The sequence below is a fragment of the Methylobacterium sp. NFXW15 genome (genome assembly GCF_049887755.1).
Classification (GTDB): domain Bacteria; phylum Pseudomonadota; class Alphaproteobacteria; order Rhizobiales; family Beijerinckiaceae; genus Methylobacterium.
Window position 1 is genome coordinate 520,133 of record NZ_JAGEKG010000002.1, and the last position, 13,640, is coordinate 533,772.

The following is a 13,640-nucleotide window of genomic DNA, read 5'->3' on the forward strand; positions in this document are numbered from 1 at the left end:
GACGTTCCTCCCGAGAAGCCAAGCCATATGACAGACGCTGCCCTTTGTTGCAATGCAGCAATTTGGCGCTGACGGCGGCGGTGAGTCTGCCATTCTGGCGGGGCATGGAACGGTTCGGGCAAACCGTCGATCCCTCACACTTGATTCGATGCGGGGCCCCGCTGCACAGGTTCGGCACCTGCCCAGCCCCGCAGGGCGTAGAGAGTTCGAAGGATTGGCGTCGTGAATCAGACATCCGGGTCGGCACGCGGTCCGTCTCCCGACGCGATCCGCAGCGCCGTCTCACCGGGCTCCGTCCATGACCGATACGAGGCACTGATCGCCACCGGCGCCATCGAGCGTGATCCGGCGCAGGTCGCTGCCATCCGCAGCCTCGATGCGATCGCGCAGGAGCTTGGGCGGCGCAAGCGAGCGAGCAAGGGCAGTGCCCTCGGCTGGCTGTTCAAGCGCAAGGACGAGCCCGAGCAGGTGAGCGGCCTCTACGTCTGGGGCTCCGTCGGACGCGGCAAGACAATGCTGATGGACCTCTTCTACGAGGCGGCAGCAGGCAAGAAGCGTCGTGTCCACTTCCATGGCTTCCTGGCGGATGCCCACGAGCGCATCCACGCCTATCGTCAGGCGCTGAAGCGCGGCGAGGTTAAAGGCGACGATCCGATCGGCCCCGTCGCCGATGCCCTGGCCGACGAGGCGACGCTGCTCTGCTTCGATGAGTTCACCGTCACCGACATCGCCGACGCGATGATCCTGGGACGGCTGTTCAACCATCTGTTCCGCCGGGGTGTCACGGTGGTCGCGACCTCGAACGTCGAGCCGGACAGGCTCTACGAAGGCGGCCTGAACCGCGCCCTGTTCCTGCCCTTCATCGAGGTGCTGAAGGAGCACGTCACAGTGCTGCGGCTCGATTCGCGCACCGATTTCCGGTTGGAAAAGCTCGGGGGCGCCAAGGTCTGGCACGTTCCGGCCGACGATGCGGCCAAGTCTGCCCTGGACGCGGCCTTCAAGGGCCTGACCGGTCGGACCAGGGGCGCGGCAGGTTCGCTCACAGTGCATGGCCGTGAGGTGAAGGTGCCGCAGGAAGCCGGTGGCGTCGCCCGGTTCGGCTTCGACGATCTGTGCCGCCAGCCTCTCGGCGCATCGGACTACATGACGATCGCCCGGGCCTATCACACGGTGGTGCTCGACGGCATTCCCGTAATGCAGGAGGCCGAGCGCAACGAAGCCAAGCGCTTCATCACCCTGATCGATACCCTCTACGACCGCAACGTGAAGCTCGTCGCTTCAGCCGATGCCGAGGCGCAGGAGCTCTACACCGCGACGACGGGGCGGGAGGCCTTCGAGTTCGACCGCACCGTGTCCCGGCTGATCGAGATGCGTTCCGAGGAATACATCGCTAAGCCGCATGGTCGCGCAACCTCGGAGGCCAGCGGTTCGACCACGGGTCTTGCGGAGACCTAGCGCCTAGAACCCCCGGAACGCCATTGTCAGCGCGCCGATGGCGATGCCCCACAGCGCGAGCGTCGACCAGATGGCGCGGGTGCGTTCGTCACGGGCAAAGCGTTCGGCTCGCTTCGCATCACCGGTCCCGGTCTCGTCCAGGCGGATCAGCAGGCGCTTCATGCGCAGCGCGAGATCGGGAAAGTCGGCGATCACGTCGGACAGGGTCCGCAGGGCTTCGCCTCCGCTCTGAAGACGGCCGATCGGCCCCAGATTGTGGGCGATCCACGAGCGGACCACCGGCTCGGCCGTGGTCCACATGTCGAGCTTGGGATCGAGGGAGCGGGCGACGCCTTCCACGACGACCATGGTCTTTTGCAGCATCACCAGTTCGGTGCGCGTGCTCATGTCGAACAGGGCTGTGACGTCGAAGAGCAACGTCAGCACCTTGGCCATGGAGATCTCATCGGCCTTGCGCTGATGGATCGGCTCGCCGATGGCACGGATCGCCTGCGCGAAATCCTCGACCGAATGGTGCCCGGGCACGTAGCCCGCCTCGAAATGCACCCGGGCAACCCGCAGATAGTCGCGGGTGATGAACCCGAGCAGGATTTCCGCCAGGAAGCGGCGCTCGTTCGGCCCGAGGCGGCCCATGATACCGAAATCGACGGCGACTAGGCGACCCTGGTCATCAACGAACAGGTTTCCCTGGTGCATGTCGGCGTGGAAGAAGCCGTCACGGATCGCCTGCCGCAGAAAGCTCTGGATCACCGCCCGCCCGATGGCGCGGGGATCGTGGCCGGCCGCTACGAGGTCGGTCGGCCCGTGCAGCTTGATGCCGTCGATCCATTCCGAGGACAGGACATCCCGCGCCGTCAGCTCCCATTCGGGCCGGGGTACGCGGAAATCCTCGTCGCCCTTCGTGTTCTGGGCGAGTTCAGAGGCTGCTGCCGCTTCCAGCCGGAAATCCATTTCCATCAGGACGGAGCGGGCAAGGATCTCCACGACTTCGCGCGGCCGCAAGCGCTCAGCCTCCGGCGAGAAGGCGTGGACCACCCGCGCGACGAAGCGCATCACCTCGAGATCGCGCTTGAACCCGTCCCGCACGCCCGGCCGCATCACCTTCACCGCGAGCGTGCGGCGAGTGCCGTCGGCATCCTTTACCACGGCCCGGTGGACCTGCGCGATGGAGGCTGCTGCGATCGGCTCACTGAACGAGACGAACAGCGACGAGATCGGCTTCCCGAACGCGGCCTCGACCACGCGGATCGCCGTAGCTTGCGGGAAGGGCGGTACCCGGTCCTGAAGCTTCTCCAGGTCCCTGGCCGCGCGCATGCCGACGATGTCGGGCCGTGTCGCCAGGAATTGGCCGAACTTCACGTAAGACGGCCCGAGCCGTGTCATCGCAGCCGAGAGACGCGATGCGCCATCGCCGAGTCCCTTTCGCTCGATGGAGCGTCCGAGCTTCAGGGCGAGGCGTAGATGCGCGGGCATCTCGGACGGATCCGCGAAGGCGAGCGCGCCCTCGCGGGCGAGCACGAAGCCCACCCACGCCCCACGGACGAGGTTGATGGCGGCGCCGATCACGAGTGAAGCACCCTCAGGAGACTTTCCAGCCGGAATGGATCGCGACGATGCCGCCCGAGAGCGGCCGGTCGGTGACGTGGCGGAAGCCCGCCCGCTCGATCATGCCGGCGAAGGCGCCGCGGGTGGGGAACTTGCGGATCGATTCCACAAGGTAGCGATACGACTCGGCATCGCCCGCCACCCGCGCGCCGATGCGCGGAATGACGTGGAAGGAATAGGCCTCGTAGATCTTGTCGAGCAGCGGCACGTCCACCGCCGAGAATTCCAGGCACAGGAAGCGCCCGCCCGGCTTCAGCACCCGGCGCGCCTCTTCCAGGGCGAGATCGATGCGCGGCACGTTCCGGATGCCAAAGGCGATGGTGTAGGAATCGAAGGCCGAATCCGGCAGCGGCAAGCTCTCGGCATTGCCGGTCACGAACGCGATGCGATCGCCGTAGCGGCCCTCGGTCCGCTCGGCGCCGACCCGCAGCATCGATTCGTTAATGTCGAGCACGGTGACGTTCGTCGCCGGGCCACCCGCTTCGAGCACGCGGAAGGCGACGTCGCCCGTGCCACCCGCCACATCGAGATGAGCGTAGGGCCGGGTCTTCGACGGGCGCAGCATCGAGACGAGCTGCGCCTTCCAAGCCCGGTGCAGACCCGCCGACATCAGGTCGTTCATCAGGTCGTAGCGGCGCGCCACCGAATGGAACACGCTGTCGACGCGCCCCTGCTTTTCGCTGAGGGCCACGCGCTCGAAGCCGAAATCCGTCGTTTCGCGCCGCGAGCCTTCGTCCGACACCGTCATGCTGCTCCCGCCATTCGCGCCCGGACCGCCGAGCGATCCGGGCCTCTTAGCCGGAGTCCGGCCAAGCCGCCATGCGTCCCAGGGCGCGACCCTCAGGCCACGCGTGCCTTGAGGGCGCTGGCGATGGCCTCCGCCATGGCCTTCGTGCCAATCGGGCTGGTTCCCTCACCGGCGATGTCGGCGGTGCGGGCGCCCCCGGCCAGCGCATCGGTGATCGCCCCGTCGAGGGCGTCGGCGGCTTCGCCCAGTCCGAACGAGTAGCGCAGGCACATGGCGAGCGAGCCGATCATGGCGATCGGGTTCGCGCGATCCTGGCCCGCAATGTCGGGGGCCGAGCCGTGGACCGGCTCGTAGAGGGCGCGGCGCAGGCCCTTCTCATCCACGGCGCCGAGGGAGGCCGAGGGCAGCATGCCCAGCGAACCGGTGAGCATGGCCGCGATGTCCGAGAGCACGTCGCCGAACAGGTTGTCGGTCACCAGCACGTCGAACTGCTTCGGGCGGCGCACCAGCTGCATGGCGCAATTGTCGGCCAGCACATGCTCGAGTTCGATGTCCGCATAGTGCTCGGAATGGACGCGGGTGACGACCTCCTTCCAGAGAACGCCGGACTTCATCACGTTGTGCTTCTCGGCCGAAGCGACACGGCCCGACCGCTTGCCCGCGAGATCGAAGGCGACGTGCGCGATGCGCTCGATCTCACCCGTCGTGTAGACCTGCGTGTCGACAGCGCGCTTGCTTCCGTCCGGCAGGGTGGTGATCTCCTTCGGCTCGCCGAAATACACGCCGCCGGTCAGCTCGCGCACGATCATGATATCGAGCCCCTCGACCAGCTCGCGCTTCAGCGCGGAAGCTTCGGCCAGGGCCGGATAGCAGATCGCCGGACGCAGGTTCGCGAAGAGGTCGAGATCCTTGCGCAGGCGCAGCAAGCCGGCTTCCGGGCGATTCTCGTAGGCAACGCCAGCCCATTTCGGCCCGCCGACCGCGCCGAGCAGGATGGCGTCGGCATCCTTGGCGCGTTGAAGGGCGGCATCTGAGAGCGGGACGCCATGGGCGTCGATGGCGCAGCCGCCCACGAGGTCCGTCTCGGTCTCGAAGCTCGCGAGGCCGGTCTCCTTCAGCGCGTTCAGCACCACCTGAAGCCCACCCGCCACTTCCGGGCCGATGCCGTCACCGGGCAGGAGCAGAAGCTTGTAGGTGGCCATGGTCGGTCTCGCGAAAGTCGTGGGCTATGCGGCGGGGCCTTGAAGCCGGAGCCGGTGCACCCGCGCTTTAGTGCGGTCTCCGCCCGAGGGGAAGCGGCCCTTGAGTTTCGGATGCGCCGGATGTACCCCTTTCGGCCACGACGCGCGGCGGGTTCCGACCTCGACCTATGCGCGACCCTCGAGGAGAGACGAGCCTTGGCCAGAGCCGGCTCAGCGTTTGACGGTACCGGTGCCGCTTCCGCGGCCCTGCTGTCGCGCGCGCCCTCGGCCCCGCTCCTTCTCGACCTTCTGCTTACCCGCCCCTGAGGGCCGTCCGGGCATGCGCCTGGGCCCTTAGGGGATTATTCTCGCGACAACAGCCCATCCCGGGCACCACCCGCCTCCGGCCGCGAGCCCGGGCGGAGCGCGACAGGGTTCAAGAAGGCATTTCCATGAGCACGCAGACCTCCACTTCGACGACCGGCACCCGCGACCGCGTCCTGATCTTCGACACGACCCTGCGCGACGGCGAGCAATGCCCCGGCGCCACCATGACCTTCGATGAGAAGCTCGCCGTGGCCGAATTGCTCGACACGATGGGGGTCGACGTCATCGAGGCGGGTTTCCCGATCGCGTCCATCGGCGATTTCGAGGCGGTCTCCGAGATCGCCAAGCGCACCAAGCGCGCCACCATCGCGGGCCTCGCCCGGGCCATCACCGCCGACATCGCCCGCGCGGGCGAGGCCGTGCGCCATGCGCAGCGCGGGCGCATCCACACCTTCGTATCGACCTCGCCGATCCATCTCGCGCACCAGATGCGCAAGAGCCAGGACGAGGTGTTGGAGATCATCCTGAAGACCGTGGCCCAGGCCCGCGACCTCGTGGAGGATGTGGAATGGTCGGCCATGGACGCGACCCGGACGCCGATCGACTACCTGTGCCGGACAGTGGAGGCGGCGATCAAGGCGGGCGCCACCACGATCAACCTGCCCGACACGGTCGGTTACGCCACGCCCGCCGAGTACAAGGAAATGTTCCGTTCCGTTCGCGAGCGGGTGCCGAACTCGGACAAGGCGATCTTCTCGGTTCACTGCCACAACGACCTCGGCCTCGCGATCGCCAACTCGCTGGCGGGCATCGAGGGCGGTGCCCGGCAGGTGGAGTGCACCATCAACGGTATCGGCGAGCGCGCGGGTAACGCGGCGCTGGAAGAGATCGTCATGGCGATCCGCACCCGCGCCGATGTCATGCCCTACGAGACCGGCATCGAGTCGCAAATGCTGACCCGCGCCTCGAAGCTCGTGAGCCACGCCACGAATTTCCCGGTGCAGTTCAACAAGGCCATCGTCGGCCGCAACGCTTTCGCGCATGAGAGCGGCATCCACCAGGATGGCATGCTCAAGAACGCCGAGACCTACGAGATCATGACCCCGGCCTCGGTCGGCCTGACCAAGACCTCGCTCGTCATGGGCAAGCATTCCGGCCGGGCGGCCTTCCGTTCCAAGCTGGAGGATCTCGGCCTGCACCTGTCCGACAACCAGTTCCAGGACGCGTTCGAACGGTTCAAGGCGCTGGCCGACCGAAAAAAGCATGTCTACGACGAGGATATCGAGGCGTTGGTCGATGAGAACCTCGCCACCGCGCAGGATCGCATCCGTCTCGTCTCGCTGTCGGTCATCGCGGGCACACGCGGGCCGCAGCGTGCCACCCTGCGCATCCAGGACGAGTCCGGCTCGCGCATCGAAGAGGCGGACGGAAACGGCCCGGTGGACGCGGTCTTCAACGCGATCCGCGCGCTGGTCCCGCACGAAGCGCAACTCGACCTGTACGACGTCCATGCCGTGACAGGCGGCACCGACGCTCAGGCCGAGGTGACCGTGCGTCTGCGCGACGGCGACCGCAGCATCACGGCGCGCGGCGCCGATCCGGACACGCTCGTCGCGTCGGCGAAGGCCTATCTGTCTGCGCTGAACAAGCTCTCGGCCCAGGCCGTGAGGCTTCATGCACAGCATGCGGCGGCCGAGTGAGAAAAACTCCCTGCCGGGGGTAGACAGCCCCCGGCGGCATTGGTATCAGCCCACCACCGCGGACGGACTTGGTGGCCGGACGGGGCGATCGCAAAGCGATCGGGCGCATAGCTCAGTTGGTAGAGCAGCTGACTCTTAATCAGCGGGTCCTAGGTTCGAACCCTAGTGCGCCCACCAAAACATCTCAATCCTCACGATAACTTGCACGCACCGGGTCATTTCTTGGCCCGGCCTCTGCATGATTGTGGAGCACTCTGGATCGCAGAGTGCTGTAGGCGGCATTCTCATCGAAACCGAAGCGGTCGCGAGACTCAATTCGCTTACGCGGATCCGACGCGAGCGTCTTCGCCAGCCTCGGTGACTTGTGGCCGGGCGCCTGAATCGCGCATAAGGGCGTGATGAGTTCGGCGGGACGTCATAAGGCCTTTGGGCCCTGGACGGGGTGGTGGGCAACCGCCGCCCGCGCACTCGCGCTCGTCCTGGCCCTGGCAATTTCCCTGCCGACGGCGGGCATGGCCGAGGACCTCGCGTACCATCAGGGCCATCCTCGCAACGATGGGATCGAGATGGTCGTCGGGTCCAACCTGATGTCGGCCTCGTCCCAAAAGGCCGATCCAGGCGTCGCCTGCCACGTCCATTGCGGCTGCCACGCCGCCATGCCCCTGGACGGGTTGACGGCCGCGCCGCCGGTGACGCTCACCCGGCCGTGCTACGGCCAAGCCGAGGCGGCTCTCTCGTCGATCTTCCCCGACCGCCTGCCGCGCCCGCCGCGCGCCTGAGGTGATGCCGCGAAAGCGCGCGTCCTGAACCCGGGCCGAGTCCCGGGGATCGTATCCTCACGTCACCGCAACGGGACCGCCCTGGAAGCCGCCACGGCTCCGGCTCCCCGATGAGCAGGCATCATGCGCATTTTCCTGACTGCAGCCCTGGTGGCTGCCGGCGTCCTCGTGGGCGCTGCCGTTCCCGCCGTGTCCGACTTCGTCAGAGACGTGCTCGCCTCGGCCGGGTTGCCGCCGACCGCCCCGACCTTCGCCGCCGGTCCCGCAGCCATATCGCCCGAGGAGCCCCGCCACGACGAGGGCCACGGCCACGGCGAGCATGCGCATTCCGAGACCGAGGGCGAGGAGGGTCACGTCAAGATGACCGCCGAGCAGATCCAGGGCCAGGACATCAAGGTGGCCAAGGCCGAGGGCGGCCTGCTCTCCCGGCACATCCTCGTGCCCGGCACGATCACCACGGACGCCGACCGGATCGCCCGCGTGCCGGTTCGCGTGGTCGGCACGGTGTCCGAAATGCGCAAGCGCCTCGGTGACGACGTGCGGAAGGGGGACGTCGTCGCCGTCCTCGACAGCCGTGAGGTGGCGGATGCCAAGAGCGATTACCTCACCGCCATGGTCCAGTCGGATCTGCAGAAGGTGAACTTCGAGCGTCAGCAGCGCCTGCTCGCCTCCGCGGCGGCGTCCCAGGCGGCATACGACAACGCCAAGGCTACGTTTCAAGAGAACCAACTCCGGGTCGACCTCGCCCGACAGAAGCTCTCGGCGCTCGGTCTGAACGCTGCCGAAGTCGCTGCCGCGCAAAAGCGCGACGAGGCCACGCCCAACGCCTCGACGCTCCGCCAATACGAATTGCGGGCGCCCATCTCCGGCCGCATCGTCGAGCGCAAGGTCGATGTGGGCACCGCCGTCGGCAAGGAGGGCGACCCGGCCGACGTCTATACCGTGGCCGACCTTTCGACCGTCTGGATCGAGCTCGCGGTGCCGACCTCGGACCTCGACGAGGTACGCGAGGGGGCGCAAGTCATGGTCAATCGCGGCGGGCGCAGCGAGCGGGGCAAGGTCGTTTTCGTCAGCCCGCTCCTGAACGCCGAGACACGCTCGGCCCGGGTGGTGGTCTCGCTACCCAACAAGGACATGGCGTGGCGTCCGGGAACCTACGTCACGGCCGAGGTCGAGACCGAGACCGACCTAGTGCCCGTCCGGGTTGCCAAGGCGTCGCTCCAGACTGTCGAGGGCAAGCGCGTCGTCTTCGTACGCACCGGTGAGGGGTTCGAGAAGCGCGAGGTCGAGCTTGGACGTTCGGACGACGACGCCTTCGAAGTCGTCTCCGGTCTCAAGCCCGGAGAGGACATCGCCGTCGCCAACACCTTCCTCCTCAAGGCCGAGCTCGGAAAGAGCGAAGCCGACCACGGACACTGAGGAGCGCAGGTCATGATCTCGAAGATTCTCGACGTCTCCGTCCACCGGCGCTGGCTGGTGCTGCTCTTGTCGCTGCTCGCGGCGGCCTTCGGCGGCTACGCGGTGACCAAGCTGCCCATCGACGCCGTCCCGGACATCACCAACAACCAAGTGCAGATCAATACGACGGCGCCGTCGCTCTCACCCGTCGATATCGAGAAGCAAGTCACCTACCCGGTCGAAACCGCGCTCGCCGGCATCAAGGGGCTGGGATACACCCGCTCGCTATCGCGCAACGGCTTCTCTCAGGTGACAGCCGTCTTCGCAGAGAAGCTCGACATCTACTTCGCCCGCCAGCAGGTCGCAGAGCGGTTGTCCCAGGTGAGGCGCGACCTGCCGCCGGGCGCCGAGCCCGCCATGGGTCCGATCTCGACCGGGCTCGGCGAGATTTACATGTGGTCGATCCACTACGCGAAGCCGGGCGAGCGAAAGGTCTCGGCTGAGGGCAAGCCCGGCTGGCAACACGACGGCAGCTATTTGACGCCCGAGGGCCAGCGCCTGAGAACCGAGCTGGAGCAGACGGCTTACCTGCGGACCGTGCAGGACTGGATTATCCGGCCACAGATCCGGACCGTGCCGGGAGTGGCCGGGGTCGACGGCATCGGTGGCTTCGAGAAGCAGTACCATGTCCAGCCGGACCCCAATAAGCTCGCCTCCCTCGACCTGTCCTTCGCCGACGTCGCTCGCGCATTGGAGAGCAATAACGCCAACCAGGGCGCCCGCTACCTGGAGGATAACGGCGAGGGCTACGTCGTCCGCGCCGCCGGGCGCTTGGAGGACATGAACGACATCGGCGACGTGGTGGTCGCGACCCGCGGCGGCGTACCGGTGCGGATCAAGGACATTGCCGAGGTGCGCATCGGGCGCGACCTGCGCACCGGCTCGGGGAGCGAAGACGGGCAAGAGGTGGTCGTCGGCACCGCCCTGATGTTGATCGGCGAGAACAGCCGCACGGTGGCCGCCGCCGTCGACGCGCGGATGGACCAGATCCGAAAGAGCCTGCCGCCGGGCGTCGAGGTTCAGACCATCCTCGACCGGACGCGCCTCGTCGAAGCCACGGTGAAGACGGTCGCCACAAACCTGTCCGAGGGCGCGGCCCTCGTCATCGTCATCCTGTTCCTGCTGCTCGGTAACATCCGGGCGGCCATCATCACGGCGCTCGTCATCCCGGTCGCCATGCTGATGACCATGACCGGCATGGTTGAGGCAAAGATCTCGGCGAACCTGATGAGCCTGGGCGCCCTCGACTTCGGGCTGATCGTCGATGGGGCGGTCATCATCACCGAGAACGCGCTGCGTCACCTCGCCGAGAGGCAGCACGAACTGGTGCGGACCCTCGACACCGAGGAACGTCTCCGGACCGTCCGAGCCTCGGCCGAGGAGATGATCAAGCCGTCGCTGTACGGGCAGGCGATCATCGTCCTGGTCTATGTGCCGCTCCTGACCTTCACGGGGGTCGAAGGCAAGATGTTCGAGCCGATGGCGCTGACGGTGATCATCGCGCTGGTCTCGGCCTTCGTGCTCTCGCTGACCTTCGTGCCAGCGCTCATCGCCATCGTCATCACCGGCAAGGTCACCGAGACGGACAACCTCATCATCCGGGCATTGAAGGCGGCCTATCAGCCGGTGCTTGGGGCGGCGGTGCGCGCTCCCTTTTTATTCATCGCGGCGGCTCTGCTGCTGCTCGTCGGGGCAGGTCTCCTGTTCACGCGGCTCGGGACGGAGTTCATCCCGCAACTCGATGAGAAGAGTATCGCACTCAACGCGACCCGCATCCCCTCGACCTCACTGAGCCAATCGCAGGCGATGCAGTTGAACGTCGAGAAGGCCGTCTCGAAGTTCCCCCAGGTGGCCTACGTCTTCTCGAAGACCGGTACGGCCGAGGTCGCCTCCGACCCGATGCCGCCGAACTCCTCCGACACCTTCGTGATGCTCAAGCCGCAGGAGGAGTGGCCCGACCCGAGCCTGTCCAAGGCCGATTTGCAGGAACAGATCGAGAAGGCGGTCGGAGCGCTTGCGGGCAACGTCTACGAGTTTTCGCAGCCGATCCAGCTCCGCTTCAACGAGCTCCTGGCCGGAACCCGCGGCGACTTGGCCGTGAAGGTATTCGGCGAGGAGTTCGAGCCGATGCTGAAGGCGGCCAACGCGGTTGCGGCGGTGCTCAAGGATATCGACGGCGCCGAGGACGTGAAGGTCGAGCAGACGGCGGGCCTCCCTTTTCTGGAGATCAAGATCAACAAGACAGAGGCGGCGCGCTACGGGCTCAGCACCGGGGCGATCCAAGAGGTCATCGGCGCGGCCATCGGCGGCAAGGAAGCCGGCGTCGTCTTCGAGGGCGACCGGCGATTCCCTATCGTCGTGCGCCTGACCGACAAGGTGAGGGAGGACCGTGAGGCGCTGGAAAATATTCCGGTGCCGTTGCCGCCCGGCCCGAACGGCAAGGCGAGCTCTGTCCTGCTCAAGCAGGTCGCGAGCTTCTCGGTGACCGAGGGGCCGAACCAGATCTCGCGTGAGAACGGCAAGCGCCGGGTCGTCGTCACCGCCAACGTTCGTGGCCGCGATATCGGCTCGCTCGTCGCGGAGGCGCAAGGAAAGGTCGGGAGCCAGGTGCAGTTGCCGTCGGGCTACTACGTGACCTGGGGCGGACAGTTTGAGAATCTCGCATCGGCCAAGCAGCGCCTCATGGTGGTGGTGCCGGTCTGTTTCTTTTTGATCTTCCTCCTGCTCTATTCGGCCCTCGGCTCGCCGCGTGACGCTCTCCTCGTCTTCAGTGCGGTCCCGCTGGCGCTGACCGGTGGCATCGTGGCCCTGTGGTTGCGCGGCATGCCGGTGTCGGTGCCGGCGGCGGTCGGCTTCATCGCGCTGTCCGGCGTGGCGGTCCTCAACGGGCTGGTGATGCTGACCTTCATCAAGCAACTCGTGGCGGAAGGCCGTCCGAAGCGGGAGGCGATTCTTGACGGCGCCATGACCCGGCTGCGGCCGGTAGCGATGACGGCGCTCGTCGCCTCGCTCGGCTTCGTTCCGATGGCCATCGCCACCGGGACCGGCGCCGAGATCCAGCGTCCGCTGGCCACCGTGGTTATCGGCGGCCTGATCAGCGCCACCTTGCTGACGCTAGTGGTCTTGCCGGCCCTCTACGCATGCTTCGGTCGGATCCAGTCGGCCGAGGCCGCGCCGCGGGCACATGAGCCGGAGCGACACCGTCTCAAGGCGACGGAATAGGATGATGCGCCCGGGCTCCCTCCGCCCGGTCGTTTGGCCGTCCTCACGCTCGTGCATCGATCCAGACGGAGGCGTCTGCCGTCGTGCGTCGCGGCAATACGTTCGAGAATGTGCAGCTTCTCAGCGATAGCTGGGACGCCGTGCCCGGCGCGGGGTTGGCCCATTGTTGCCGTTGCAACCGATGCACACACGCGGGTCCCAGGGCCGATCAACGCCGAGCGGCTTGACGCTCAACATATTGAGCGTCACCGAGCCGGTCTTGTCCGGCGCCGACCCCGCGAAATACCGTTCGATCGATGAAGCCGGACGCGCCTCGACCGTATCAGCACCACCTCTGGCTACCAGCATCGCGCTGCAAGCCAGAAGGCTGAGGGCGTTCCGTCGAGCCGTCATCCATCCCTTTCATTGCGCCGCGCCTTTTCGGCTAACGCGCCACGGAGGAATAGGGGCGTCGGTGGCTGAATTTGAGGCAGATCGAGGCTCATTCGCCGTGATGAGATCGCATGAACTTGCTCGGCGATTGGGAACAATGAGACCGATTCAATTCAGAATAGGCTTCAACGCCGGCACGCCGATGATCATTCGTGCGATGTTCGGTCGCTCCCGACACAGCGACTTCTCATTCTGCCTTTTCAGCTTTTCGAGACTGCGATGATGCGGCGCGACACCGTTCCGACCAGGACGAACCTGTCTCCCACCTGACAGAAGCCCAGCGGATCGCTCGCCTGTGAAAGGCCGGCGAGTTCGGGAGGCAACGGATGGAGGTAGACCTGCTGCGGAATCGTCGTGCCCGGCTCCAAGGCGAAGGTCATCCGCGTGACTGGTCGGACATGACGGCGCTCCGCCTGCGCGCGCAGGGCGTCCACTTGGGTCGGGTTGAGGGCGGGACCGGCGGCGCTGTCCGCCGTGTCGCGCGTGCGCAGTTCCTCGAGGGTCTTGGAGACATCACCCAGCACGTCGGGTGATTTCGCGACACCGCCGCCCGTTGGCGCCGGGGCGGGGTTTCCGGCGTCGCCCGGACGCATCGGAATGGAACGCACCGGCGGCGTGGTGGCATTCTGCTGTTGAGTGACCTGCGGAGCGCGACTACCGCGCGGCATGAATTGATACGCCATTGCGCCGACCGCCACGATCGCCGCAATGAGACTGAATAGAAGGAGATGTC

Annotated in this window: 9 protein-coding genes and 1 tRNA gene; 6 read left to right on the forward strand and 4 right to left on the reverse strand. The window is 66.6% G+C overall.

Annotated elements, in window-relative coordinates:
* The first annotated feature begins 267 nt into the window (after positions 1 to 267).
* A complete protein-coding gene (gene zapE / locus J4O73_RS06835; protein ID WP_426216005.1) occupies positions 268 to 1,455 on the forward strand; it encodes a cell division protein ZapE in 1,188 nt (395 codons plus the stop codon).
* Between the two features lie 3 nt (positions 1,456 to 1,458).
* On the opposite strand, the gene ubiB is transcribed toward zapE, so the two are convergent.
* The 3 genes from ubiB to leuB form a co-directional block, all read right to left on the reverse strand.
* Positions 1,459 to 3,021 carry a 2-polyprenylphenol 6-hydroxylase gene (gene ubiB / locus J4O73_RS06840; RefSeq protein ID WP_426215801.1) on the reverse strand — a complete coding sequence of 521 codons (1,563 nt, stop codon included), beginning with the start codon at positions 3,019 to 3,021 and terminating at the stop codon, positions 1,459 to 1,461.
* A gap of 13 nt (positions 3,022 to 3,034) precedes the next feature.
* A complete protein-coding gene (ubiE, locus tag J4O73_RS06845) occupies positions 3,035 to 3,808 on the reverse strand; it encodes a bifunctional demethylmenaquinone methyltransferase/2-methoxy-6-polyprenyl-1,4-benzoquinol methylase UbiE (protein WP_426215804.1) in 774 nt (257 codons plus the stop codon).
* Between the two features lie 92 nt (positions 3,809 to 3,900).
* A complete protein-coding gene (leuB, locus tag J4O73_RS06850; RefSeq protein ID WP_426215806.1) occupies positions 3,901 to 5,010 on the reverse strand; it encodes a 3-isopropylmalate dehydrogenase in 1,110 nt (369 codons plus the stop codon).
* 431 nt (positions 5,011 to 5,441) lie between these two features.
* On the opposite strand from leuB, the gene J4O73_RS06855 reads away from it, so the two are divergent.
* The 5 genes from J4O73_RS06855 to J4O73_RS06875 all read left to right on the forward strand — a co-directional run bounded on the left by J4O73_RS06855 (position 5,442) and on the right by J4O73_RS06875 (position 12,475).
* Positions 5,442 to 7,016, forward strand: coding sequence for a 2-isopropylmalate synthase (locus J4O73_RS06855; protein WP_426215809.1), 1,575 nt, complete (start codon positions 5,442 to 5,444; stop codon positions 7,014 to 7,016).
* A gap of 101 nt (positions 7,017 to 7,117) precedes the next feature.
* Positions 7,118 to 7,193, forward strand: a tRNA-Lys gene (locus J4O73_RS06860).
* Positions 7,194 to 7,414: 221 nt separating this feature from the next.
* Positions 7,415 to 7,795 carry a hypothetical protein gene (locus J4O73_RS06865; RefSeq protein ID WP_426215811.1) on the forward strand — a complete coding sequence of 127 codons (381 nt, stop codon included), beginning with the start codon at positions 7,415 to 7,417 and terminating at the stop codon, positions 7,793 to 7,795.
* Between the two features lie 123 nt (positions 7,796 to 7,918).
* Entirely contained in the window at positions 7,919 to 9,214 is a 1,296-nt protein-coding gene (locus J4O73_RS06870) for an efflux RND transporter periplasmic adaptor subunit (RefSeq protein WP_426215813.1), read from the forward strand.
* Positions 9,215 to 9,226: 12 nt separating this feature from the next.
* Positions 9,227 to 12,475 carry an efflux RND transporter permease subunit gene (locus tag J4O73_RS06875; protein WP_426215815.1) on the forward strand — a complete coding sequence of 1,083 codons (3,249 nt, stop codon included), beginning with the start codon at positions 9,227 to 9,229 and terminating at the stop codon, positions 12,473 to 12,475.
* 632 nt (positions 12,476 to 13,107) lie between these two features.
* Here J4O73_RS06875 and J4O73_RS06880 read toward each other — a convergent pair.
* Positions 13,108 to 13,605 carry a hypothetical protein gene (locus J4O73_RS06880; RefSeq protein WP_426215817.1) on the reverse strand — a complete coding sequence of 166 codons (498 nt, stop codon included), beginning with the start codon at positions 13,603 to 13,605 and terminating at the stop codon, positions 13,108 to 13,110.
* Positions 13,606 to 13,640 lie beyond the last annotated feature (35 nt).